The 24,467-nt window shown below is 72.3% G+C and carries 24 protein-coding genes and 1 tRNA gene; 6 read left to right on the top strand and 19 right to left on the bottom strand.

Features of this window, described 5'->3' with window-relative positions; translation table 11 throughout:
- Positions 1–16: 16 nt before the first annotated feature.
- Positions 17–484 carry an NUDIX hydrolase gene (locus tag C1C97_RS09795; protein ID WP_110920923.1) on the bottom strand — a complete coding sequence of 156 codons (468 nt, stop codon included), beginning with the start codon at positions 482–484 and terminating at the stop codon, positions 17–19.
- 30 nt (positions 485–514) lie between these two features.
- Positions 515–1,054, bottom strand: a complete 540-nt coding sequence (locus C1C97_RS09790; RefSeq protein ID WP_121031582.1) for a prepilin peptidase — start codon at positions 1,052–1,054, stop codon at positions 515–517.
- Positions 1,055–1,133: 79 nt separating this feature from the next.
- Here C1C97_RS09790 and C1C97_RS09785 point away from each other — a divergent pair, with 79 nt between their 5' ends.
- Positions 1,134–1,904, top strand: coding sequence for a hypothetical protein (locus tag C1C97_RS09785; protein ID WP_110920909.1), 771 nt, complete (start codon positions 1,134–1,136; stop codon positions 1,902–1,904).
- A gap of 156 nt (positions 1,905–2,060) precedes the next feature.
- Here C1C97_RS09785 and C1C97_RS09780 read toward each other — a convergent pair whose 3' ends face one another.
- Both C1C97_RS09780 and C1C97_RS09775 read right to left on the bottom strand, forming a co-directional pair.
- On the bottom strand, positions 2,061–3,518 hold the full coding sequence (locus C1C97_RS09780) for a PhoH family protein (protein WP_233542870.1): 1,458 nt from the start codon (positions 3,516–3,518) through the stop codon (positions 2,061–2,063).
- Between the two features lie 285 nt (positions 3,519–3,803).
- On the bottom strand, positions 3,804–4,565 hold the full coding sequence (locus C1C97_RS09775) for an isoprenyl transferase (RefSeq protein WP_110920910.1): 762 nt from the start codon (positions 4,563–4,565) through the stop codon (positions 3,804–3,806).
- Positions 4,566–4,703: 138 nt separating this feature from the next.
- Between C1C97_RS09775 and trhA the strand changes: the two genes are divergently transcribed.
- Entirely contained in the window at positions 4,704–5,417 is a 714-nt protein-coding gene (gene trhA / locus C1C97_RS09770) for a PAQR family membrane homeostasis protein TrhA (RefSeq protein ID WP_121031580.1), read from the top strand.
- Positions 5,418–5,508: 91 nt separating this feature from the next.
- Here trhA and C1C97_RS09765 read toward each other — a convergent pair whose 3' ends face one another.
- From C1C97_RS09765 to mca, 3 genes are all read right to left on the bottom strand, one after another.
- Positions 5,509–7,605: a thioredoxin domain-containing protein gene (locus C1C97_RS09765; RefSeq protein WP_110920756.1), complete on the bottom strand. Its 2,097-nt coding sequence runs from the start codon at positions 7,603–7,605 to the stop codon at positions 5,509–5,511.
- A gap of 140 nt (positions 7,606–7,745) precedes the next feature.
- Positions 7,746–8,150 (bottom strand): hypothetical protein, encoded by a 405-nt coding sequence (locus tag C1C97_RS12600; RefSeq protein ID WP_233542869.1) that lies wholly within the window; start codon positions 8,148–8,150, stop codon positions 7,746–7,748.
- A gap of 8 nt (positions 8,151–8,158) precedes the next feature.
- Positions 8,159–9,073, bottom strand: a complete 915-nt coding sequence (gene mca, locus C1C97_RS09755) for a mycothiol conjugate amidase Mca (protein WP_110920757.1) — start codon at positions 9,071–9,073, stop codon at positions 8,159–8,161.
- Positions 9,074–9,214: 141 nt separating this feature from the next.
- Here mca and C1C97_RS09750 point away from each other — a divergent pair, with 141 nt between their 5' ends.
- From C1C97_RS09750 to C1C97_RS09740, 3 genes are all read left to right on the top strand, one after another.
- A complete protein-coding gene (locus tag C1C97_RS09750) occupies positions 9,215–9,703 on the top strand; it encodes a DUF4307 domain-containing protein (protein WP_110920758.1) in 489 nt (162 codons plus the stop codon).
- A 163-nt stretch (positions 9,704–9,866) separates the two neighbouring features.
- A complete protein-coding gene (greA, locus tag C1C97_RS09745) occupies positions 9,867–10,364 on the top strand; it encodes a transcription elongation factor GreA (protein WP_110920759.1) in 498 nt (165 codons plus the stop codon).
- A gap of 161 nt (positions 10,365–10,525) precedes the next feature.
- Positions 10,526–10,741, top strand: a complete 216-nt coding sequence (locus C1C97_RS09740; RefSeq protein ID WP_110920760.1) for a hypothetical protein — start codon at positions 10,526–10,528, stop codon at positions 10,739–10,741.
- Between the two features lie 129 nt (positions 10,742–10,870).
- On the opposite strand, the gene ilvA is transcribed toward C1C97_RS09740, so the two are convergent.
- Both ilvA and C1C97_RS09730 read right to left on the bottom strand, forming a co-directional pair.
- Complete coding sequence (gene ilvA, locus C1C97_RS09735; RefSeq protein WP_121031578.1) at positions 10,871–12,118, bottom strand: threonine ammonia-lyase; 1,248 nt, start codon at positions 12,116–12,118, stop codon at positions 10,871–10,873.
- Positions 12,119–12,274: 156 nt separating this feature from the next.
- The gene (locus C1C97_RS09730; RefSeq protein ID WP_233542868.1) at positions 12,275–13,546 is read right to left on the bottom strand and encodes an AI-2E family transporter; all 1,272 of its coding nucleotides are present in this window, start codon (positions 13,544–13,546) and stop codon (positions 12,275–12,277) included.
- Between the two features lie 171 nt (positions 13,547–13,717).
- Here C1C97_RS09730 and C1C97_RS09725 point away from each other — a divergent pair, with 171 nt between their 5' ends.
- The gene (locus C1C97_RS09725; protein ID WP_121031574.1) at positions 13,718–14,320 is read left to right on the top strand and encodes a nitroreductase family protein; all 603 of its coding nucleotides are present in this window, start codon (positions 13,718–13,720) and stop codon (positions 14,318–14,320) included.
- Positions 14,321–14,460: 140 nt separating this feature from the next.
- On the opposite strand, the gene C1C97_RS09720 is transcribed toward C1C97_RS09725, so the two are convergent.
- From C1C97_RS09720 to C1C97_RS09675, 10 genes are all read right to left on the bottom strand, one after another.
- On the bottom strand, positions 14,461–15,261 hold the full coding sequence (locus C1C97_RS09720) for a Bax inhibitor-1/YccA family protein (RefSeq protein WP_121031572.1): 801 nt from the start codon (positions 15,259–15,261) through the stop codon (positions 14,461–14,463).
- Between the two features lie 150 nt (positions 15,262–15,411).
- Positions 15,412–15,485 (bottom strand) — tRNA-Leu (locus tag C1C97_RS09715).
- Between the two features lie 61 nt (positions 15,486–15,546).
- A complete protein-coding gene (locus C1C97_RS09710) occupies positions 15,547–16,932 on the bottom strand; it encodes an NAD(P)/FAD-dependent oxidoreductase (protein ID WP_121031570.1) in 1,386 nt (461 codons plus the stop codon).
- A gap of 73 nt (positions 16,933–17,005) precedes the next feature.
- Complete coding sequence (locus tag C1C97_RS09705) at positions 17,006–18,364, bottom strand: S8 family serine peptidase (RefSeq protein WP_121031568.1); 1,359 nt, start codon at positions 18,362–18,364, stop codon at positions 17,006–17,008.
- A gap of 101 nt (positions 18,365–18,465) precedes the next feature.
- Positions 18,466–19,416 carry a Ppx/GppA phosphatase family protein gene (locus C1C97_RS09700; RefSeq protein ID WP_110920703.1) on the bottom strand — a complete coding sequence of 317 codons (951 nt, stop codon included), beginning with the start codon at positions 19,414–19,416 and terminating at the stop codon, positions 18,466–18,468.
- Between the two features lie 158 nt (positions 19,417–19,574).
- Positions 19,575–20,126, bottom strand: a complete 552-nt coding sequence (locus tag C1C97_RS09695; RefSeq protein ID WP_121031566.1) for a DUF501 domain-containing protein — start codon at positions 20,124–20,126, stop codon at positions 19,575–19,577.
- On the bottom strand, positions 20,123–20,698 hold the full coding sequence (locus C1C97_RS09690) for an FtsB family cell division protein (RefSeq protein WP_121031564.1): 576 nt from the start codon (positions 20,696–20,698) through the stop codon (positions 20,123–20,125). The genes C1C97_RS09695 and C1C97_RS09690 overlap by 4 nt, the downstream gene beginning before the upstream one ends.
- Positions 20,699–20,834: 136 nt before the next feature.
- A complete protein-coding gene (gene eno, locus C1C97_RS09685) occupies positions 20,835–22,118 on the bottom strand; it encodes a phosphopyruvate hydratase (RefSeq protein WP_121031562.1) in 1,284 nt (427 codons plus the stop codon).
- A gap of 183 nt (positions 22,119–22,301) precedes the next feature.
- The gene (locus C1C97_RS09680) at positions 22,302–23,243 is read right to left on the bottom strand and encodes a MazG nucleotide pyrophosphohydrolase domain-containing protein (protein ID WP_121031560.1); all 942 of its coding nucleotides are present in this window, start codon (positions 23,241–23,243) and stop codon (positions 22,302–22,304) included.
- Complete coding sequence (locus C1C97_RS09675) at positions 23,240–24,466, bottom strand: adenosine deaminase family protein (protein WP_121031558.1); 1,227 nt, start codon at positions 24,464–24,466, stop codon at positions 23,240–23,242. The genes C1C97_RS09680 and C1C97_RS09675 overlap by 4 nt, the downstream gene beginning before the upstream one ends.
- Between the last annotated feature and the right edge of the window lies 1 nt (position 24,467).

The following is a 24,467-nucleotide window of genomic DNA, read 5'->3' as shown; positions in this document are numbered from 1 at the left end:
CCGGGCCTGCCCCGGCTCAGCGCTCGAAACCCGTGCGGCCCGTGTACTCCAGTGCGGCCCGCAGGCGCTCCGCCTGGTGCTCGGGCAGCGGCGGCAGCTCGTCCAGGGGGTACCACCCCACCACGAGGGACTCGTCGTCGGCGACCCTCGCCTCCCCGGCCACGTAGCTGCACAGGAACGTGTGGTCCAGGAACTGGCAGCGGTCGCCGTTGGGGAACTCCACCACGCCCCCGGCCTTGACCCGGACCAGGGCGTCCACGGTGATCTCCACGCCGGTCTCCTCGAGGCACTCGCGTCGCGCGGCCACGCCCGGGTCCTCCCCCGGCTCCACGATGCCCGTGATGAGACCCCAGTTGCCGTTGTCCGCGCGCCGGCCCAGCAGCACCCTGCCCTCGTGCAGCACCACCGCAGTGCACCCGGGCAGCCAGAGCAGGTCGTGGCCGATGCTGCGGCGCAGGTGCTGGATGAACTCCGGTGTTGCCATGGGTGCTGTCTCCCGGTGCTGGACGGTCGGTCAGGCGAATGCCACCACGCCCAAGCTTCCCACGATCATGAACGGCCCCAGGGGAATGCGGCTGCTCGCGCTCGCCCGTCGCAGCAGCACGAGGACCAGGCAGAACACACCGGCCAGCACGAACGTGAGGGCGAGGGCCAGCACGGTGTGGGTCACGGAGGAGAACCCGGTCACCAGCCCCAGGACCCCGGCGAGCCGCACGTCCCCCAGACCCATCCCGGCGGGGTGGAGCAGGCGCAGCAGCAGGAAGATCCCACCCATGATCACGAGACCCCACAGCATCCACCACAGCCGCGCGGTGTCCTGGGCGAGCAGGGCTGCGGCACCCAGCAGGGTGGCCGTGACGGGGTAGAGCGGGCGGACCACGGAACCGGGGAGTCGGTGCTCGCGGATGTCGGTGGCGGCGAGCCACACCCCGGAGCACGCGAGGACGAGCACGGCGGAAGCGCACATCACCGCCGCGAGGTGCGCACTGACGGTGGCGCCCTGCAGGTGATCCCCCACGAATCCCCCGATACCCGCCGCACTGGGCTGCATCATGGGCTCATCCTAGGCACCCCGCCCGCTCCCACCCCGTGTGTTGCAGGGCCTGTGGAGGGGCGCTTCCTAGACTGGGCCCATGAGTGCTCCCCGGCAGAACGGACCCGATGTCCCGGAGGTCTCCGCCGCCTCGTTCGCGGCCCTGTGCCGGTCGTCGCCGTGGCGGTGGCACACCCTGCGCTTCACCCTGTCCTGGGTGGGCGGTGACGCAGCCAGCCCGGCCGCCCCGGTGCGCGCCTGGCTGCGGCGCCCCTCGGACCTGCGCGTGGAGACGGTGGGCGGTGCGCCCCTCTACACCACCACCTCCCTGGAGCGCTCCCGGGACGACTTCTACGTCACGGACACGCCCCGCTCCTGGCTGCTGCCACCCGCGCTGGTGGCCCCGGTCTACGACGACCACGGCCTGGTCACGCGCCGCCCCGACGCGGCCTACGGGGACCCGATCTTCGGTGGTGGCCGCTGGCAGGCCATCCTTGACCCCGTCGAACTGGCCGGCCCGGCTCCCACGCCGCCCTACCTCCCGGAGGCCCGCCCCGCCGTCGTCCGGTCGGTGGCCGCCGGGGCGTTCGCGAAGCGGCGCGTGTGGTGCGCCACGGTGGCGCCCACGGTGCGCTACCGCCCCGTGACGAGCGGTCACCCCCTGGCACCCGGGCCCACGCGGGTGGCGGTGGACACCGCCACGGGGGTGTGCGTCTACTCGCACGTGCTCCACGGCCCGCACGCGGGTCAGGGCCACCGGCTGGTGATCGAGGGCGTGGACGAGTACCAGCTGGACGATCTCTTCACCCGGCAGGACTTCGACCTCACGGACGTCTCACGCCACGTGCCGTGGCCCGTGGACGCCCGCTGAGTCCGCGGTCCGTGCCGGGTGCGAGCCCACCGGTCGTGCCCCGACGCGGAGCCCGCGATCTCCGGTCGGTGTCGTGCCGCTCCCCGCCGACGCGGACCACGGCTGCCGCACCGCGGCCGACGACGCCGCCCGCGCGCCCGCCGCGCTGCACCCCTCTCACACGTCGTGGCGCTCCAGGACGTCCGTGACGAGCGCGGCGATGGGTGAGCGCTCCGACCGGGTGAGAGTCACGTGCCCGAACAGCCGCTGGCCCTTGAGCGCCTCCACCACGGCCATGACCCCGTCGTGACGCCCCACACGCAGGTTGTCCCGCTGGGCGACGTCGTGCGTGAGCACCACCTTGGAGTTCTGCCCGATCCGCGACAGCGCCGTGAGCAGCACGTTGCGCTCGAGGGACTGGGCCTCGTCCACGATGACCCACGCGTCGTGCAGCGAGCGCCCGCGGATGTGGGTCAGGGGGAGCACCTCGAGCATGCCGCGCGCCACGACGTCGTCCACCACGGCCGGTGAGACCACGGCGGAGAGGGTGTCGAAGACCGCCTGACCCCACGGGTTCATCTTCTCCTCCTCGGTGCCGGGGAGGTAGCCCAGGTCCTGCCCGCCCACCGCGTAGAGGGGACGGAACACCATGATCCGGCGGTGCTCGCGGCGCTCCAGCACGGTTTCGAGCCCCGCGCACAGGGCGAGCGCGGACTTGCCCGTTCCGGCCCGGCCACCCAGGGACACGATGCCCACGGTGGGGTCCAGCAGCAGGTCGATCGCCAGGCGCTGCTCGGCCGAGCGGCCCTGCACCCCGAAGACGTCCTTGTCCGCGGCGACCACGCGTGCCCGCCCCTCGGGCTCCACCCGCGCGAGGGCGCTGCCGGCGGACGAGCGCACCACGAGCCCCGTGTTCACGGGCAGCTCCCGCGCCCCGGGCACGTCGGCGCGGCCCTCGAGGTACAGGGCGGACACGACGTCGTCGGGCACGTCCAGGTGGGCCACGCCCGTATACTCGTCGTCACCGCCCAGCCACTCGGCGCGGTACTCGTCCGCGGCGAGACCGAGGGCCGACGCCTTGACCCGCATGGGGAGGTCCTTGGACACCACGCACACGTCGTGGCCCTCCTGGGCGAGGTTCGCGGCAACGCTCAGGATCCGGGAGTCGTTGTCCTTGAGCCGGAAGCTCTGCGGCAGCACGGTGTCCGCCACGTGGTTGAGCTCCACCGTGAGACACCCGCCGCCCGGCAGCTCCACCGGACGGTCCAGTCCGCCGTGCGCCACCCGCAGATCGTCCAGCAGCCGCAGGGCCTTGCGGGCGAAGTACCCGAGGTCCGGGTCGTGGCGCTTGGCCTCGAGCTCGGTGACGACCACCATGGGCACCACCACCCGGTGCTCGGCGAAGCGCAGCAGCGCCCGCGGGTCCGAGAGCAGCACGGAGGTGTCGATCACGTAGCTGCGCACCGCCCTCGGGGTCGTGGCGGCCGTGTGGACCGCGGAGGGGGCGGAGGGCACCCGGTCGCGGCCCGGCTGCTCCTGGTCACCGCTGCGACCGGTGAGGGCCGCACCGGTGGGCGCGCTCACACCGGGGGTTCCTGCGGATCGAACGGGTGCCACGGGGGCGTCGCTGCTCATGGGGACCTTTCCACGCGGGCTCGCACCGGCGGTCCGCCGGCTGCTCCCACGCTAGGAGCCCCGGTCGAGGGCAGCCCGCCACCGGGGTGAACTCCGCGTGAACATCCGCTGCGGAACGGGTACCGGCAGGACGCCCTGCGGGCAACCGGGTGAACACCGGGAACCGTGTCCGCCCGGGGACCGGGCGCGTGTCCTCCCCCGCGCGGGACCACGGGGCGGGGCACGCACCCTCCCCCGCGCGGGATGGCGGGGCGGGTGCGCGGACGGCCGGGAGGCGTCGTTGGCTCAGCCCCCGAAGCGGCGCTGGCGGCGCGCGTAGTCCCGCAGCGCGCGCAGGAAGTCCACGCGGCGGAAGTCCGGCCACAGAGCCTCGCAGAAGTAGAACTCGCTGTACGCGGACTGCCACATCAGGAACCCGGACAGCCGCTGCTCACCGGAGGTGCGGATCAGCAGGTCTGGATCCGGCTGGCCCCGCGTGTAGAGGTGGGAGGAGATGTCCTGGACGCTCAGGGACGCGGCGGTGTCCGCCAGGGACTCCCCGCGGGCACCGGCCTCCGCGAAGACCTCCCGCACGGCGTCCACGATCTCCTGGCGCCCGCCGTAGCCCACCGCGATGTTGACGTGCGGGCCGGGATTGGCGGCCGTGCGCTCGGCGCTGCACGCGAGCTGCTCCTGCAGCGCCCGCGGCAGCGTGGCGAGGGCGCCCACGGCCTGGATCCGGCCGATGCCCTCGTCCCGGAGCTCGCCCATGAGGTCCGTGATGATCTGCAGCAGCGCCGCGAGCTCCTCGGGCGGACGGTTCAGGTTCTCGGTGGAGAGGATGTAGAGCGTGACCACCCGGATGTCGAGCTCGTGGCACCACCGCAGGAACTCCACGATCTTGCGGGCACCCGCCCGGTGGCCCTCCACGGTGGTGGCGCCGAACTGCCTGGCCCACCGGCGGTTGCCGTCCACGAGGACACCCACGTGGCGCGGCAGCTCGTCCGGACCGAGGGTGCGGGCCAGCCGGTGCTCGTAGAAGGAGTACAGCAGTCGGGGGAGTTTCACGGCACACCTACCCCCTGGGTCGACTCGGCCAACGCGGATTCACACCCTCTAAACTACCCGTAGGTCAAGCGCAATCCAGCAGCGCCTCACGTCCCCGGCCCGCTCGGGGGACAGTCACGGAAGGCAGTGGTATCCAGCATGCGAGACGACCGCGCGACGAAACCCCCCGCCCCCGCACCCCTCACCGTGGTGCGGCACACCCGCAACGGGCCCCTGACCGTGGAGAAGAAGCCGTCGTGGCGGGGGTGGATCCACGCCGGGTTCAGTCCGTTCGCCATCGCCATGGGTGTCGTGGCCGTCGCGGTGGCACCCACGGGACAGCTGCGCCTGGCGTGCCTCGTCTACACCGTCACCGCGATCATGCTGTTCGGGACCTCGGCCGTCTACCACCGCTTCTACTGGGGCGCCCGGATGAACGCGGTGCTGCGGCGGCTGGACCACTCGAACATCGCGCTGATCATCGCGGGCACCTACACGCCGCTGGCCGTGAGCTTCCTGCCCGGTGATCGTGCGGCGCTGCTGCTCGGCGTGATCTGGACGCTCGGGGCCCTGCTGGTGGTCTTCCGAGTGTTCTGGCTGGGCGCTCCCCGCTGGCTCTACACCCCGCTGTACATCGTCATGGGCTGCCTGGCCCTGCTGTACCTGCCCGCGTTCTTCGCCGTGAACGTCCCGGCCACCGTCCTGCTGATCAGCGGCGGCGCCGCCTACATCGCCGGGGCGCTGTGCTACGCCCTGAAGCGGCCCCGGCTGCTGCCCGCCACGTTCAGCTTCCACGAGGTGTTCCACGCGTGCACCATCATCGGCTTCGTGTGCCACTACATCTCGATCATGCTCGCGATGTTCGCGTCCTGACTGCACCGCGGGCCCCCGCTCCGAGGGCCCGCGGCCCGTGGGAGCAGGTCCGCGGAGCACTCCCCCGGGCCGTCCACCAGGTTCCGTCCGCTCAGTCGTCTCCGCCGCGCTCGCTCGCCACGCGGCGCGCGAGCTGCGCCACCGAGTGGACGGGCAGCTCGCACCGGCCGTCCCGGCAGCGCCACACCGTGAATCCGGGCTCCGACGTCCCGGGCACCCCGTAGGGGGCCACCGCACCGTCCAGGACCAGGGTGTCCAGCACCCGTCCCGCACCCAGCGTGTCCATGACCTGGTCCCACTGCTGCGCCGAGGCGTGCGCCACCTCCAGCAGCTCCGGCGGGCGGGCCGCACCGAGCACGGCCGAGACCGTGCCGCCGGCCGCGGTGGGGGCCTTGAGCACCACTCCCGCGGCGGCGCCGGTCACGGCGGCCACCACCTCTTGGACCTTCCGCCCGCCCGCCTCGGGCCGGGACAGCTCGGTGAGCCACCGGGCGAGGATGGCGGCACTGGACGCGGCGACGTCGTCGAACGGCTCCGCGCGGCCCGTGGACCCGGCGGCCGCGAGCGTGGGGTCCACCTCCGCGGACTCGAGGACGGTGTCCTCGCGCGCGAAGCGCGCCACGGCGGTGTCCGCGAGCGCCGCGCTGCGCTCGTACCAGGCGGTGTCCCCCGTGGCGCGGTACAGCGCCAGCAGCCCGGCGCCGAGGCATGCGTAGTCCTCGAGCTGGCCCTCGTGCGCGTCCACGACGCCGCCGCGCGAGGTCCGCGCCAGGGTGCCGGTAGCGGCGTCGCGGTGGTTCTCCCACAGGAACGCCGCTGCCGTGGTGGCAGGTTGCAGCCACTCGGGACGGTCCAGCAGCACGCCCGCCTCGGCCAGGGCGGTGAGGGCCATGCCGTTCCAGGCGGTGACGATCTTGTCGTCGCGGTGCGGGGCGGTCCTCGTGAGCCGCCGCTGCCACAGGGCGCGGCGCACGCTCTCGTCCAGGACGCCGGTGACGGACCCGGCCTCGCCCCAGGACGCGGTGACCGGCTCCGGGCGGCTGCCACCGGAGGACCGCGACGGGCGGGAGAACGTGTAGTAGGCGCCCTCGCGCTCGGCGTGCGGTTCGTCCGGGGCGGGGTCGCTGTCCGCGTCCAGGGAGGCGGCGAACGCGCCCTCGGGAGTGATCATCTCCCGCTGCAGCCACGCCACCAGCGCCGTGGCCGCGTGCCGGTACCGCGCCGCGCGGGAGGGGTCGGTGCCCACCCGGTCCAGCAGCTCCACGGTGCGGGCGAGCACCCGCAGCAGCTGGGCGTTGTCGTAGAGCATCTTCTCGTAGTGCGGCAGGGACCAGTCCGGCGTCACGGAGTAGCGGAAGAACCCGCCGCCCACATGGTCCTGCAGGGCACCGACGACCATGGCGTCGAGCGTCACGCACAGCAGGTGCCGCGCCGTTCGCCGCTCGGCCGCCGCAGTCGGATCCGCACCACCCTCCGAGGGGCGGGCGAGCCGTGCGAGGGCGTCGAGAGCCGGGGACGGCGGGAACTTGGCCCCCGTGCCGAAGCCCTCGTGGGCGGCGTCGCGCGCCACCTCCAGACCGTCGAGCCACGCCGCCACGAGCCGCCCGGTGCGGTCCTCGTCGGCCCCGCTCGCGGGCTCGGCCACCACGGACGGGCCGGCATCCGCGAGCATCCGGTCCACGAGTTCCGGGTGCCGGGAGAGGGCCTCGGAGACCTGCTCGGCACTGCGCAGCACCTCGTCCCGCCGCTGGGTCCAGGCCTCCGTGACGGCCGTCATGACCTGCACGAACGACGGTCGCCCCTGCACGGGCCGCGGCGGGTAGTAGGTCCCGGCGTGGAACGCCCTGCCCTCCGGCGTGAGGAACACGGTCATGGGCCACCCGCCCTGCCGCGTGAGCAGCTGCGTGGCGGCCATGTAGATGGAGTCGACGTCCGGGCGCTGCTCGCGGTCCACCTTCACGGACACGAAGTGCGCGTTCATGTACTCGGCGGTGTCCCGGTCCTCGAAGGACTCGTGCGCCATGACGTGGCACCAGTGGCACGCGGCGTACCCCACGGACAGCAGCACGGGGACGTCCCGCTCCCGCGCGGTGGCGAAGGCCTCCGGGGTGAACTCCCACCAGTCCACCGGGTTCTCGGCGTGCTGCAGGAGGTAGGGGCTCGTGGCGTGGGCCAGACGGTTCGACATGGTTCCACGGTCTCACAGCGGCGCGGGTACCACAGCCCCGTTCACCCACGACGATGCCGCTCGGATCGCCTCGGGGCGCCGCAGGTCCGCTGGCCGGGGGTGTCGCCCGGGTATCGGTCGGTCGGGGTGGTGCCCGGGCGTCAGTCGTTCGGGGGCTGCGCGCCCAGATGGTCGGCGTCCGGGCGCCCGGGGCGTGCGTCCCCGCGGGGTGAGCGGGCGGCGTCGTCCCCCTGTGCGGGGTGCGCCCCGGAGACGTCCGCACGCGCGCGTCCGGCGCCCCCGGTCACGGGCTGCCCCTCGCCGTGTCCGCCGCCCATGCGCTCCTCGGCGGCGCGCTGCTCGGCGTACTGCGCGCGGTAGCGCAGGCGCCGGTTGCGGCGGTTGAAGTCGATGACGAGCAGCACCACGGCCGCGGTCAGCACGAACGTCATCAGGAAGCCCACGAGCCCCGGGGAGACCTGGCTCGGGTCCAGCCCGGGGCGCAGCGTGTCCTCGGGACTCGGTGCGGGTGTGGCGGCGGCGAGGACGCTCAGCAGCGTGGGCACGGAGGCACTCACTTCCGGGGTGGGGTGGTCGGGTCGATTCCTGCGAAGAGATCGGTTTCCGGCACCGAGCTCGGCACCCGCGACTCCGCCAGCGTGTAGTCCTCCCAGGGCCACACCTCGGCCTGGGTCTCGGTGGACACCGCGAAGAACAGGCCCTTGGGGTCCACCTGCGTGCGGTGGCTGCTCAGCGCGCGGTCCCGCGCCGGGAACTGGTCCGCGCACTCGATCCTGGTGGTCGTCTCGTGCCGGGGCATGGGAGGGCGGTGGCCCTCGGGGTCGGACTCCTGGATGGCGGCGATCCGTTCCGCGTACGGGGACTTCATCCCGCGGGCCTCGAGGGCCTCGTGCAACGCCATGAAGCGCTCGGGGTTGAACGCACGGTCGTAGTACAGCTTCGACGGGGTCCAGGGTTCTCCCGTGCCGGGGTACGCCTCGGGATCGCCCGAGCGCAGGTAGGCCTCCATGGACACGTTGTGGGTCTGGATGTGGTCCGGGTGCGGGTAGCCCCCGTTCTCGTCGTAGCTGAGGATCACGTGGGGACGGAACTCGCGGACCAGCTGCACCACCGGGGCCGAGGCGCGCTGCAACGGCTGCAGAGCGAAGCAGCCCCACGGCAGCGGGGGCAGCGGATCGCCCTCCGGCAGGCCCGAGTCCGTGAAACCGATCCAACGGTGCTGCACACCCAGTGCTTCCACGGCGGACGCCATCTCGTGGCGGCGCAGCCCCGGCAGGTCGCGTTCCGCCCAGACGTCACCCGCCATCTCCGCGTTGAGGATGGACCCGCGCTCGCCGCCGGTGCACGTGGCCACCATGACCTGCGCGCCCAGACGGGCGTAGTGGGCCATGGTCGCGGCGCCCTTGCTGGACTCGTCGTCCGGGTGCGCGTGAACGGCCAACAATCGAAGCTGTGAATAGTCCGTCACCGAACGGATGCCTCCATGACGTCATCGTGAAAAGTGTGATCCCGGGTATCCTACGCCGACTCCCCCACCGGGGGCTGTCGTCCACCTCACCCCCTCGGGGCCACCAGGAACCGCCCACGCGCCCTGGGTACAGTGTGTGCCATGAGTTCCGCGACGCCCCCTCCCTCGGAGGCAGGCCCCGATCCCGAGTTCCCCGGGGCCGACCGGGTCCTCGCGCAGCGCTACGGGGCCGCCCACCGTACGGTCGCCGCCGTCCCCCGCCGGGGACCCTCGACACGCGGGTGGCTGCTGATCGCCGCGGCGGCCACCCTCGTGTCCGCGGTGTTCGTGGTGTGGATCGTGTGGGGAGGCTCCCAGAAACCCGTGTCCAAGGACGTCAGCTTCCAGATCACGGACGCCGCCCACGTGTCCGCAGACTTCGACCTCACCAAGGACCCGGACCAGACCGTCACGTGCGCCGTCCGGGCACTGAACGAGCAGCACGCCGTGGTGGGGTGGAACGAGGTGACGATCGGCCGTGTGGCGCCCGAGCGGCTGAACGGGCGCACCAGCACGCACCGGGTCCCGGTCCGCACCACCAACACGGCCACGACGGCCGGGGTGGACTCGTGCTGGGAGACCGCGGGCTGAACCGCGGTGTCGCGCGTCACTTTGGGTTGCGGACGCGGAGTCCTCTAGACTTCTGCGGAGTTCACACCCCCGACCCGGACGCGCTGGGCCACACGGCCCGCCCCGGGGCGGGGTTTTTCACACGTGCTCATCAGGGCGATGAGCAGCACAGAACGGAGGCACCGTGCCTACTCACGAGGGAGCCTGGCTCACCCAGGAAGCGTACGACCGGCTCAAGAAGGAGCTCGACCACCTCGCCGGGCCCTACCGTCAGGAGATCGTGGACCGGATCGAGCAGGCCCGCTCCGAGGGTGACCTCAAGGAGAACGGCGGCTACCACGCGGCGCGCGAGGAGCAGGGCAAGAACGAGGGCCGCATCCAGCAGCTGACCCAGCTGCTCGAGAACGCCCAGGTGGGCGAGGCCCCCGCGGACGACGGCGTGATCGAGGCCGGCATGGTGGTCACCGCCGAGATCGCCGGGGACGAGATGACGTTCCTCATGGGCTCCCGCGAGGTCGCCGAGGACCTCACCGGCGGCGAGGACCTCGAGGTCTTCTCCGAGCGCTCCCCCATGGGTGCCGCCATCAACGGCCACAAGGTGGGCGAGACCGTGAGCTACAAGGCGCCCAACGGCAAAGACATCACCGTGAAGATCCTGAAGGCCAAGCCCTTCAGCCGGTGAGCACCGTCTGAGCCCCTCACGGGAGGCCGCCTCGCACTCGCGCGGCGGCCTCCCGTCTTCGTGCCGCCCCTCCCGGCGCCGGGCCCGGGGGCGGGGCCGGAATCCGGGGGCGGCGCCGTAGGATCGAGGCACACGCCGTCGCCCGCGCTAGGAGATCCCCCGTGGTCACCCACTGGAACCGCACACCCACCCGCTGGACCATCCCGCTGCTCGCGCTCACGGCCCTGCTGGCGGTGGCCGCCATCGTGGTGCACTTCCTGGGGCAGAACGACCCGTCCCTCAACGCCACCGGGGGTCCGCGCAACATCCTGTGGGTGGCCACCTTCGTGGCCGGTTTCCTCAGCTACGTCTCGGCCCGCGGACGACGCCGCCCCTGACCCGCCGCGCGGGCCGGCCGGGCTCACGCCCCGGGGCCGGAGCGCGTGGCCACCAGCCGGTCGTGTGCCCCCGGGACGCGTGGCCAGCCGCCGGTCGCACGGCCCCCGGGACGCGGCGTCCCGTTCGTCTCAGTGCACCACCACGGGGTGGTAGCCGTGGGACTCCAGGGCCGCGAGCACCTGGTCGCAGTGCGAGTGTCCCTTGGTCTCCATGTCGATCGTGATGGAGACGTCCCCCATGGACAGGGAACCGCCGATGCGCGTGTGGTTCACACCCGTCACGTTCGCGTCCATGTCCGCGATCAGCTGCGAGATCTGCGCCAGCTCACCGGGGCGGTCCGTGAGCATCATCTTGATGGTCATGTAGCGACCCGCCGCGGACAGGCCGCGCTGGATGACCTTGAGCATCAGCATGGGATCGATGTTCCCGCCCGAGAGCAGCACCACCGTGGTGCCCAGGTCCGGGTGGCTCTGCCGCAGCTCACCCTCGAGGATCGCGGCGACCCCCACGGCCCCGGCCGGTTCCACCACCATCTTGTTGCGCTCCAGCATGAAGATCAGGGCCTGCGCGAGCGAGTCCTCCGAGACCGTCACGACGTCGTCCGCGAGCTCCCGGATGATGCTGAAGGGCAGCTGCCCGGGGCGGCCCACGGCGATGCCGTCCGCAATGGTGGACACCCGCGTCAGCGTGACGATCGCGTCCCCGGCGAGCGACGGAGGGTATGCGGCGGCGTTCTCCGCCTGGACCCCGATCACACGGATGTCCCTGCCCTGCTCCGCGGCCTTGGCCTTGACGGCCACCGAGACGCCCGCCAGCAGACCGCCGCCACCCACACCGGCGATCACCGTGTCCACGGTGGGCAGCTGCTCGAGGATCTCCAGCCCGATGGTGCCCTGGCCGGCAATGATGTCCACGTGGTCGAAGGGGTGGACCAACACGGCTCCCGTCTCGTCCGCGTGGCGCTGGGCCGCCGCGAGCGCCTCGTCCACCGATGAACCGTGGAGCACCACTTCCGCACCGTGGTCCTGGGTGGCCGCGATCTTGGGCAGGGCGGCACCGCGGGGCATGTAGATGCGCGCGGTGATGTCGAGTTTGGCCGCCGCCAGGGCCACGCCCTGGGCGTGGTTGCCGGCCGAAGCCGCCACCACGCCCCGGTGCTTCTCGTCCTCCGAGAGCTGCGACATGCGTGCGTACGCCCCGCGGGCCTTGAAAGACCCCGCGCGCTGCAGGTTCTCGCACTTGAGGTAGACCTCGGAGCCGAGCATGCGGGACAGGGCCCGGGAGTGCGCGAGGGGCGTCCGCTCGATCACCCCGTCCAGGAGAGCCGCGGCGCCCCGGACGTCGTCCACGGAAACGGGCAGTGCAGTGTGGCCCACAGGAACTTCTTTCGTCGTCGCCGAATCATGCGGCTTCCCGGAGCATGCGGATCCGGCGGCATCACGACCGGCGGCCGGCTGCAGGAACGAGGAAGGCGGCGTCCGGGGTGGGGCCGCCGCCTTCCATGCTATTACGAGGATGCTGCACCGGAAGAACTAGCTGCGGGTGCCGTCCGGCCCCAGCGTGTCCTGTTCGATGCTGGCGTCGTTGCGGGTCTCCTTCTTGTGCTTCTCCTCGCGCTTGCGTTCCTCGTCTTCGCGTTCGCGGTGGCGCTTGCCGCGGAAGCGCTGCAGCTGCGCCATGACCTGCTCACGTGTCAGGTCTTTCTTCTTGGCGGCCTTCTTGATCTCGCGAGGGTACATGAAGGGCTCCCACGCGATCTCGTCGTCCCGCTCCCAGGCGCGGCTCGAGAGGTAGCGCACGATGGTGTTCAGCACGGCGAGCACGGGCACGGAGAACAGTGCACCCACAATGCCGAAGAGCACGCTGCCCGAGGCCACGGCCAGGAACACGGCCACGGGGTGCAGGGCCACGGCCTTGCCCATCACAAGCGGTTGCAGGACATTGGACTCGATCTGCTGCACGAACAGCACCACGATCAGCATGCCCAGTGCGGCCGCGGGGCCCACGGCCACGAGCCCCACCAGCACGGCCACGATGCCCGTGGCCACGGCGCCCACGATCGGGATGAAGGACGCCAGGAACACGAGCACACCGATCGGCAGGGCCAGGGGCACCGACAGCAGGAACGCCCCGAGACCGATGCCGACGGCGTCGACGAACGCCACGAACACCTGGATGCGCACGTACTGGGCCAGCGAAATCCAGCCCTTGCGGCCGGCCCCGTTCACGGCGGCACGGGCACGCCGGGGGAACAGCTTGACCAGGAACAGCCAGATGTTCTCCCCGTCCATGAGGAAGAACAGCAGCACGAACAGCATGATGATGGTGCCGGTGGCGATGTTGCCCGCGGTGGAGCCGAACGTCATGGCACTGGACAGGATGGTGCCGGTGTTGTCTTGGAGCGTGTTGCCGAGCTCCGAGATCCACTGGGTGATGTTGTCCGTGGACAGGTGCAGCGGACTGTCCTCGAGCATGCCCACGAGCTTCTGGAAACCGGCCACCGCGCTGCTGGAGAGCTGGGTGAATCCCACGATCATCTGCTGGCCCGCCAGGGCGAGCAGACCCAGGACCAGCAGGATCAGCCCGATCTCCACGGTGATGGCCGCCAGCGCGGCGGGAAAGCCCTTGGAGCGCAGCCACCGCACCGCCGGGAACAGCAGCCCGGCGAGCAGCGCCGCCAGGAGCACGGGGATGAGGACCGTGGTGACATGGCTCAGCAGCCATCCGACCACGCCCACACCAGCGATGATCAGCAGAATGCGCCAGGACCACGCGGCGGCGATCCGCACGGGCGCCGTGACCATGTCCCGTGCCTCACCGGCAGGGTTGGAATTCGTCTGGGGGGCGTCTGGGACGCGATGGGGCGGTGAGCCCGCGTGCGACGTCGGAACACTGGATGACATGCCCCCATCATCGCATCATCCCCGGGGTGCTGATACCGCAGAACGCTCGAGGACAGTGACAAGATGGCTGTCATGTCCACCACACTGCTGCGAGTCCTGGCCCAGCGCCGCCCGGCGAGCATCCTCACCCAGGAGGCCCCGCGACCGGAGGAACTCGAATCCGTCCTGCGGGCCGCCGCCGGCGCCAAGTACGACGACCGCCCCACGGGGTGGCGGGTGGTCGTGAGCAGCAGCAGATCCGCGCCCCTGCTGGCGGCCGCCATGGCGGGTCTGACCGCCGTCCCGAACCTCACCGGCCCGGTGCCCCGGCTCAAGGGCAAGAAGATCAGGGTGCTCGCCGCGTACCGGGGATCCCTGCAGTGGGCGTCACAGGGTGGCGCGGCGGTGGCGGTCATCTTCCGCCACCACCCGGAGCTCCCCGAGTCCAAGAAGGACCAGCGCGGCGCCGTCTTCGCCGCCCGCGGGGTGCTCGAGGCCGCCCTCTACGCCCAGGGATGGGCCACCGTGTGGTCCCACCGGGAACCCTACGGCCCTGAACTGGTCCGGGAGTTCTACGGCCTGGACGAGCACGAGGAGGTCCTGGGGTGGCTGTTCGTGGGCCGCGCCGCGAGCAACAGCATCCCCGCCAGGGCCATCAACCTGCCGCCTCGGGAGCTGGACATCAGCTACATCTGATGCCACGCGGTACAACGGCGACCCGGCGCGTGAACGCACCGGGTCGTCGGGGTGGGATCCGGACCGGGTGGCGGCCGCCCCGAACCCGGCCGTGGGCGAGCGGGGGCGGTGGCGCCGGTCGGCTCCGGTGCGGTGAGGGATCAGTCGCTCATGGAACGGATGATCGAGAGCAGCCGCAGGATCTCCACGTAGGTCCAGATCAGGGTGACCGTGAGGCCGAAGGCGGCGGACCATGCCGCCTTCTGCGGGATGCCCCGCGCGACGCCGTCCGTGATGTTCTCGAAGTCCAGCACGAAGCTGTACACCGCGAGCAGGATGGCCACGGCGCCGACGATGAGTCCCAGCGGGATGCCCGCGATGGTGGCATCGGTGCGCATGTTGTAGCCGCCGATGAGGCTCGTGCCCAGGTTGACGAGGGCGAAGATCGCGTACGCCATCATGGCGACCATGAAGAACTTGGTCACGCGCGGGGAGGAGCGCAGCACGCCCGTCTTGTAGAGCACGAGCACCGAGCCGAACACGGCCAGGGTGCCGATCACGGCCTGCACCACCACTCCCGGGTAGGCGGACTCGAAGATGCCGGAGACACCGCCCAGGAACAGACCCTCGGCCAGCGCGTACAGGATGATGAGCACGGGGCTGGGCTCACGCTTGAAGGAGTTCACCAGGCCCAGGACAAGCCCGACGAGCGCGCCCGGCAGGGCGAGAACGGGCATGAACCAGCCGGCCACCGAGGCCACGACCACGCAGCCGAGCACGAGCGCGGTGCGCATCACGACATCGTCGTAGCTCATGCGGCCCGTGCGTGCCGGGCCGGCGGCGGGAGCATTGTACATGCGCTCCAGCTGCTCGGGTGAGTACCGGGGATCCTGGTAGCTGCCCGGTGCGGTGGTGGCGTTCTTCTTGCCGAAGTCGTTGAGGAGGGGGTTTCCGCCGGCCAATGTGACGTCCTTTCGAGGGCGTGTTCGAGCTGTTCCACCAGGCTAACAGCGCCCGGTGACGGGCGGCCGTGAGTTCCTGCAGGGCGAACAGGTTCCCGGCATGCTGCCAGCTGCCCGGGACGTGCCGGTCGTGCCGGGGACCGGCGAACGTGCCCCCAGTGGGACTCGAACCCACACTGAGCGGATTTTAAGTCCGCTGCCTCTGCCGATTGGGCCATGGGGGCGCACACGACGACGGTGGGGCCGCGCCGGAGCGCGACCCCACCGGGTCATGCGGGAAGTGCGTCAGAGGCGGGCCCGCGCGGTGGGCACGTTCTCCCCCGCGGCCTTGAGGAACGCGCGACGCGGATCGTGCAGGTGACGCAGCGCCGTGGTGTCACGGCCGAAGATCATGTTGATGCCCCACTCCGTGAACACGCGCACCTTGCGCTCCACCGTGGGGATCGCGTACCCGTGGTACAGCCGGTGCATGGCCCATGCGGGCAGGCCGCCGAGGTCCACGCCGCGGATGGTGGCGGCACCCTTGTAGAGGCCCAGGCCCGCCACGGAACCGAGGTTCTCGTGGTAGTAGTCCTCGAGGGGCTCGCCCTTGTGGGCCGCCACGATGTTCTTGGCCATGGTCGCCGCCTGACGCACGGCGTGCTGGGCGTTGGGCACGCAGAACCCGCCGGGGCCCGAGCCGGTGAGGTCCGGGACCGCGGCGATGTCACCGGCGGCCCAGGCGCCCTCGAGGGGCCCGTCGTCACCGGTCACGCGCAGGTCCGCACCTACGCGCACGCGGCCGCGCTCGTCCACGGGGAAGTCGCTGTTCTTGACGAACGCCGCGGCCTGCACACCGGCGCACCAGATGAGGGTGTCGGTGGCCAGGTCCCCGGCCGGGGACTTGTCGCCCATGTTCATGAGCTTGACCACGTCACCGTCCACCTCGGAGATGGAGGTGTTGAGCAGGACCTCGATGCCGCGGGCCCGCATCTCGGCCACGACCTTCTCGGCGCGCTCCTTGGACACCTCCGGCATGATCCGACCCATGGCCTCCACGAGGACGAACCGCAGGTCCGAGACCCGCAGCCGGTCGTTGCGCTCCACCGCGGAGCGGGCCATGTCCTCGAGCTCGGCGACGGTCTCGGAGCCGGCGTAGCCGCCGCCCACCACGATGAAGGTCAGCGCCTGGCGCTTCTCCTCCTCGCTGTCGGTGAGGGACGCGGTCTCGATGCGCTCCAGCACCCAGTTGCGCACCGACACGGCCTCTTCGATGGTCTTCATGCCGATGGCCTTCTCGGCGAGGCCCGGGATGGGGAACGTGCGGGTGTTGGACCCACCGGTGACCACGATGTCGTCGTAGGGCAGCTCGAACTCGGGGCCGGCGTCGATGCCGCGGATGGTGACCTTGCGGTTGGCGTGGTCGATGTGCTCCACCCGGCCGTCGATCAGCTCGCAGTCACGCAGGTGCTGGCGGTGCGAGATCACGGCGGAGCGGGCGTCGACGTTGCCCGCCGCGACCTCCGGCAGGAACGGGAGGTAGGTCATGTACGGATTGGGGTCCACCACCGTGACGACGCCGCCGGACTCCTTGATGCGGGTCTGCAGCTTCTGCGCGAGGGTGAAACCGGCGTAGCCGCCACCCACGATGAGAAGGCGCGGACGGTCCTTAGCAAGTTGATTGAAAGCCATGACCCGAAGTTTACCCACGGCGCGGGTCATTTGGTGACGGTGTGTCCGGCGGTGCTGTGTGCCGATCGTGAAATCAGCGGGCCAGCCGACGGATGTGCAGCACCGCGGCCACGGTCAGCCCGGCCACCACCACGCCGAAGGACGCGAGGACCACCACGGGCAGCGCACCCGTCTCGTTGAGCGGGGGCTGTGCGACCGGCGGGGTGGCCTCCTGCGTGACCTGCTCGGTGTCCCCCGCCGCGGTGCCGGACGTGGGGCTCGCGGTGGGCGGTGCACTCTGCGGGCGGTTCTGCTCGATCCAGTGCCGGATGCTGCCCAGCGGCTTCTCGTCCGTGGGCTCCACGTCCGCCGTCACGGCCGCCGCCACGTCCAGCACACCGTAGCCGTAGAGGGGGTCCTTGCCCTTCTCCCCCGCGTCGTGCGCGGTCGCCACGATGCGCTGGGCCACCTGGGCGCCGGTGAGATCGGGGTGCTCCTGCTTGACGAGCGCCGCCGTGCCCGAGACCAGGGGCACGGTGGCCGAGGTCCCGGACCACTGCGCGTACCCGTCGCCGGGCATGGCGCCCACCATGTCCTCGCTCGGACCGGCGACCGCGATGGAGATGCCCTGCGAGGAGGAGTCCCAGCTCGCACGGCCCGAGCGGTCAACGCCTCCCACCGTGAGCACCCCCGGGATCGTCGCGGGTGCCCCCACCTGGTTCAGTCCGGATCCACGGTTGCCCGCGGCGGCCACCACGAGCACGTTCTTCTCCTCCGCGTACGCGAACGCCGAGTCCCAGGACTGCGGCCACGCGGTGGAGTCGGAGCCCACGGACATGTTGATCACGTTCGCGCCGTGGTCCACCGCCCAGCGGACCGCCCGGGGGATCTGCTCGTCCACGTCCCGCACGCCGGGATCCTGCACGCCGAGCCCGAGTGACACGGGCAGGATCTCCGCCTCCGGCGCGACCCCCAGGATCCCCTCCCGGTGTCCCGGACCGTTCCCGGTCGGGGCACCGTGGCCGCGCCCGGCCGCGAGGGACGCCACCAGCGTCCCGTGCTCCGGCTCCGCACCCAGACCCTCCTGCCCGTCCGCCCGGCCCACGCCGGAGACGTCCGTGCCCGGTCCGACGGCGTCCCCGAGGTCCTGGTGGGTGCCGTCCACGCCGGTGTCGATCACGGCGATCTTCACGCCCTTGCCGGTCGCGGACTTCCAGGCCTCGCGCACGCCGTAGTCGTCCAGCCAGTACTCGCGCTGCTGGATGTCCACGCTGTCCACGGCGGGTTTGCCGTCCCCGGGCGGTGGGGCCACGGGGGTCTCCACGGGGACGGACGGCGCCGGCGCGGGCACCGCGGGCTCCCGCGCGAGCGCCGGGACGGCGGCGGCCCCCGCCAGCAGCAGCCCGGCGGCGGTGCCCGCCAGCGCGGCGCGCACCCTCGAACGTCCGGTCATGTGCCCTCAGCTCCCCGCGTGTCCTCGTGTCCCGGCCCGCGTGCGGCGTGGCCCCGTTCTTCCTGGCTGCGCGCGCCGCGACGACGCGGGCGCCCGCCGTGTCAGGCCACCAGGGACAGCCCGATGCCGTCCAGGATGTCGTGCTCGCTCGCGGTCACGGTGCCGACCCTGCCGCGGGTGGCCTCCGCCACGCGTTCGACGACGCGGCGCCACACGAGCGCGCCGGCGCCGATCACGTCCACGCGGCCCTCGTGCATGAAGCCGAGGGCGGCGCGCTGCTCCCGGGTCATCCCGGTGAGTTCGCGGCACGCCCGGTCCACGGTCGCGATGTCCAGCTCGGTGCCGTTGATGCGGTCGGCGTCGTAGTGGTCCAGCCCCAGGGCCATGGCGGTGACGGTGGTGACCGTGCCGGCCACACCCACGAGCCGCGTGGTGTCGCCGAGCGGGACGGTGCGCGCCACCACGTCCATGGCCTCGTCCACGTCGCGCAGCACGTGGTCCTGCTGCTCCTGCGTGGGAGGGTTGGAGCCGAGGTGGCGCTCGGTCATGCGCACGCAGCCCACGTCCACGCTCTTGGCGGCCAGCACCTCGCGGGGCGTTCCCAGCACGCACTCCGTGGAACCGCCGCCGAGGTCCACCACGAGCACCCGGTCCTGGGAGTCCAGGTCCGGGGCCGCGTTCAGTGCTCCCCGGAAGGACAGCGCCGCCTCCTCGTCCCCGCTCACGACCTCCGGGACCACGCCCAGGCGGGAGCGGATCCCCGCCACGAACACGTCCCGGTTCCCGGCGTCGCGCGTGGCGGACGTGGCCACGAAGCGCACGCGGTCCGCGCCGTGCTGCGCGATCAGCGCGGCGTACTCGTCCACCGCGGCGAACGTGCGCTCCAGCGCGGCCTCGGCGAGCCACCCGGTGGCGTCCACGCCCTGGCCCAGGCGCACGATGCGCATCTCGCGCACCACGTCCGTGAGCGCGGGGTGGTGCTCGTCCCCCACGACGTCCGCGATGAGCAGACGGATGGAATTGGTACCGCAGTCGATGGCAGCAACGCGCATGGCAGCAGGTGTCCTCGTCTCGAAGGTGCAGGTGTCGGAATCTCGGGTTGCGGTGGTGCAGGTGCCGGGCGTGCCGGGCCCGGCCGCGGGCCGCGCCGGCCGACGCGCGTCACGCCAACGGCGGCACCGGGTGAGCCGGCACGCGAGGGGGTCAGGGCTCAGTCGCCCTCGCGCCAGGTCGGATCGCACGCGCAGCGCTGCGGGGACCAGGTCTCGGCAATGGCCTCGAGGGTCTCGTCCCCCAGCGGGTTCACCCCGGGGCCGCGGGCCAGGCTGTGGCCCACCAGCACATGCAGGCACTTGACGCGCGCGGGCATGCCCCCGGCGGAGATGCCCTCGATCTCGGGGACCTCCCCGGTGCCCGCGGCCTCCCCGATCCGACGCCGCTGGGCCAGGTAGTCCTCGTGCGCGGCCCGGTACCGGCGCGCCAGTTCGGGTTCCGTGGCCACGCGGTCCGTCATGGCGTACATGGCGCCCTCGGCTTCGAGCCGGGAGACCGCCGCGGTGATCACGGGGTGCGTGAGGTAGAAGACCGTGGGGAACGGCGTCCCGTTGCCCAGGCGGGGAGCGGTGGCCACCACCAGGGGATTGCCGCACGTGCAGCGCGCCGCGATCTCCACGACGTCCCGCGCCGGACGGCCGAGCTGGTGGCCCACCACGGTGAGGTCCTGCGGGGAGACGGTCGGGTCGTTCGGTGGCGCTGCGGTCACTGGTCACTGCTTTCTCGTGCGTCCGGTTCCAGGGTGATGTCCTGCTGGGGGTAGGCGGAGTCCACCACGGACTGCCACAGTCCGTCCGCCCACGCGGGCTTGCCAGCCTCCACCTGCTCGGCCGAGGACTCCACGGCCTGGTGGGTGTCCTGCTGCGCACCGAGCACCACGTAGGCGTTCTCCCCGGGCTTGACGTAGGACATGCGCTCGCGGGCCTGCTGCTCCACGTAGGAGTCGTCCCCCCACAGCTGCTCCTCGCGCTTGAGCTGCTGCTGGCGCTCCTGCTCGTGGGCGATGCTCGCCTGCAACTCGGAGATCTGGGCCCGCTGGTCGAGGAAGATCTTCGCGGTGGGGGCTGCCAGGAACACGATGAGCGTGACCACCACGACCAGGGCGACGAGCCGCCCGTTGAACGAGTGGGCGGGGGTGGGGGCCGCGAGCGTGGAGGAGCCGTCGAGGGAGTCGTGGGTGTCCCCGTCGGGGCCGTGCGGAGCGCGCCGAGGAGTGTCCCGCACGGCGTCGTCCGCGGGGCCCGGGGAGCGCCGGGGGATCCGGGGGCGGGGTCCGGCCATGCGTACCTCCCGGGTGACGTGGTGGGGCGGATCGTGCTCGGTCAGTCTACCCGCAGCGGCGAGCCGCCCGGCCCCGCGAACGGGACCGGGCGGCGTCGTGGTGGCCGGCAGGGGCGCGGGCGGCGCCCACCTGCGCCTACTCCGCGGTGAAGCGCGGGAAGGCGGAGGCACCCGCGTAGCTCGCGGAGTCGCCCAGCTCCTCCTCGATGCGCAGCAGCTGGTTGTACTTGGCCACGCGCTCGGAACGGGCCGGGGCACCGGTCTTGATCTGGCCCGCGTTCACGGCCACCGCGATGTCCGCGATGGTGGTGTCCTCGGTCTCGCCCGAGCGGTGGGAGATCATGCAGCGGTAGCCGTTGCGCTGCGCGAGCTCCACGGCGTCGAAGGTCTCCGTGAGGGAGCCGATCTGGTTGACCTTGACCAGCAGGGCGTTGGCCACGTGCTGGTCGATGCCGCGGGCCAGGCGCTCGGGATTGGTCACGAACAGGTCGTCGCCCACGAGCTGGACCTTGTCGCCGATGTGCTCGGTGAGGGTGGCCCAGCCCTGCCAGTCGTCCTCGTCCAGGGGATCCTCGATGGACACGAGCGGGTACTGCGCCACGAGGTCGGCGTAGTACGCGGACATCTCCTCGGCGGAACGCTTCTGACCCTCGAAGGTGTACTGGCCCTTCTCGAAGAACTCGGAGGAGGCCACGTCCAGGGCGAGCGCGATGTCGCGGCCGGGCGTGTAGCCGGCCTTCTCGACGGCCTCGAGGATCAGGTCCAGGGCGGCGGCGTTGGACTCGAGGTTCGGCGCGAAACCGCCCTCGTCCCCCAGGCCGGTGGACAGGCCACGGTCCTTCAGCACGGACTTGAGGCTGTGGTAGACCTCCACGCCCCAGCGCAGTGCCTCGGAGAAGGTGGGAGCGCCGATCGGCGCGATCATGAACTCCTGGATGTCCACGTTGGAGTCCGCGTGGGAGCCGCCGTTGAGGATGTTCATCATGGGCACCGGCAGCACGTGGGCGTTGGGACCACCCAGGTACTTGTAGAGCTCGAGGTCCGCGGAGCTCGCCGCGGCGCGGGCGATGGCCATGGATGCGCCCAGGATGGCGTTGGCGCCCAGCTTGGCCTTGTTGTCCGTGCCGTCCAGCTCGAGCATGGCCTGATCCACGGCGCGCTGGTCGGAGGCGTCCAGGCCCACCACGACCTGCTCCAGCTCCTCGTCCACGGCGCGCACGGCGTCCAGGACACCCTTGCCCTGGTAGACCTTCTTGTCACCGTCGCGGCGCTCGACGGCCTCGAACTCACCCGTGGACGCGCCCGAGGGAACCGCTGCGCGGCCGAAGCTGCCGTCCTCGAGCAGCGCCTCCACCTCGACCGTGGGGTTGCCGCGGGAATCCAGGATCTGGCGGGCTTGCAGCGCAATGATCATTGCCATGAAAATCTCCTTGTCGGTCGTCGACCCGTGGAGCGTGTCACGCCCCGGGACCCAGCCTACCGAGCGCTCACGGGTCCCCGCGATCCGCACTCGGCCCCCGCTCACGGGATGCCGGCCCGGGCCGTGCACGGGCGCTCCCGCACCACTCACCGCCGAGGCGTCGCGGACCGCTGGGCCCGGCGCTCAGCCGGCCAGCGGGCCGTCGTTCTCCGCCACGAACCGGCGCACCGCCCCACGCAGCGCGCGCTCCGCGTCCAGACCGTGCGCGGAGGCCTCGGCCACGCGCCGCAGCAGCTCGTCGCCCAGTTCCCGCTCGGCCGCCTCGCGCTGCTCCGGTGCGGGTTCCGGACCCGTGGGCGGCACCCCCGCCACACCGTGCCGCCTGGCCTTGGACAGTGCCTTCTCCCCGAGGGCCAGCGCGGGCAGCGCGGGCGGGATGCCGTCGAAGATGCGCGTGCGCTGCGGCTTCTCCGCCCGCTTCACGGCGTCCCAGCGGGCGGCCAGTTCCGCGGTGCCGGGGCGCTCCGCACCGCCGGGGGGCGACGCCGCCGGGGCGGGTTCCTGACCCCGGTCACCGGACGCGCGCCGGGAACCGTCGCCCGGGTCCGCGGCGCGCGCGGGCGGGGCGGGCGCCACCGCACCCCCGACCCCGGCGGTGAGCACGTCCTCGCCGAAGACGGCGGGGTGGCGCCGGACGAGCTTGTCCGTGACGGCGGCCACCACGTCCGAGACGTCGAAGCGCTGCGCGGGCTCGTGCTCCTCCCCGATGCGGGAGTGGAAGACCACCTGCAGCAGCACGTCCCCGAGCTCCTCCACCAGTGCGTCCCGACGCCGCGCGGGGGGTTCGGGGCTCTCGACGGCCTCCACGACCTCGTAGGTCTCCTCCACGAGGTAGCGCAGCAGCGACTCGTGGGTCTGCTCGGCGTCCCAGGGACAGCCGCCCGGGGAGCGCAGCCGGTCCATGACCGCGAGCAGCCGCTCGAACTCGGCGCCGCGGTGGGACGGGCCGACCGCCGCGGCATCCTCCCGCCGGCCCGACTGCTCCGGGGTCACCGGCTCCCGGCCCGGCGTCTGCTCGCTCGCCGTGCGGCCACCGCCGGTCTCCTTCCGCGATCCGTCGCTCATGCGCACTCCCCCGCGACCCGGCGCTCCAGCCACTGCTGGTAGGCCACGGGCACGAAGGCGGCCCGGGCCGCGTTGCGCTGCACCCGCAGCTCGTCCGCCGGCGACCACGCGGCCTCGGCACGCAGTCCGTCCAGTTCACGGGTCACCGAGGTCCCGCTCATCAGTCGGTTGTCCGGTGAGATGGTCACGGCGAAGCCCGCGCGCAGCATGCGGGTCACGGGATGCTCCGCGAGGCCCGTCCCCCACGCGGCGCACGCGCCGGTCTGCAGGTTGGAGCGCGGACAGACCTCGAGGGCGATCTGACGGTCTCGGATCCACCGGCTCAGCGGCGCGTTCCCGTCCGGGTCCTCGTCCAGCAGCCGCACGCCGTGGCCCACGCGCAGGGCGCGCCCGGCATCGAGGGCGTCCGCGATGGACTCCGCCCCCGCGGCCTCCCCGGCGTGCAGGGTCACCGGGATGCGATGGGCGCTCAGCAGCTCCAGTGCGGCCCGGTGCTCGGACGCGGGGAACCCGTCCTCCGGCCCGGCGAGGTCGAACGCGACCACCGCACCGGGTGCCGGTTCCCCGGCGACGGCGCCGGGCGGCATCGTCCCCGGCCCGCTTTCGGCACAAGCGCCTGCCCCGGTGACCTCCCCGGCGGCAGCCCGGGCTGCCGGAGTCCCGGCGGCGGGCGACGTCGCCGCGCCCTGCCGGACGTGGCGCACCACGAGCCGGGCGATCTCCAGGGAACGGTCCAGGTGGCGCATGGCGCAGAGGATCTGCACCACGGAGATGTGCCCGCCCGCGGTCCGAACGGCCGCGATCCCCTCGGCGAGACCCGCCTGCACGGCCGCCACGGCGGCGTCGAGGTCCAACCCCCCGGCCACGTGCTGCTCGGGCGCCCAGCGGACCTCGGCGTGGACGATGCCCTCCGCAGCGCAGTCCTCGACGTACTCGCGGGCCACCCGCTGCAGCGCGTCGGCGGTCTGGGTCACCGCCACCGTGTGCTCGAACGTCCGGAGGTAGCGCGGCAGGCTGCCGGAGTCCGCGTTCTCGCGGAACCACCGGCCCAGGGCCTCCGTGTCCGTGGTGGGCAGCTCGTGGCCTACCGCCGCGGCGAGCTCCACGATCGTGCCCGGGCGCAGGGCGCCGTCCAGGTGGTCGTGCAGACAGATGAGGGCGTGTGGCCCGAGGGCCCCGTCCGTGGTGCGGACGGGGCCCTCGGCAGTGGTTCGTGCGGTCATG

This window comes from Kocuria tytonis, from assembly GCF_003226895.2.
In the GTDB taxonomy this organism is placed as follows: Bacteria; Actinomycetota; Actinomycetes; order Actinomycetales; family Micrococcaceae; genus Kocuria; species Kocuria tytonis.
The sequence above is the reverse complement of the archived record's forward strand: the minus strand, read 5'-3'. Positions and strand labels throughout refer to the sequence as shown.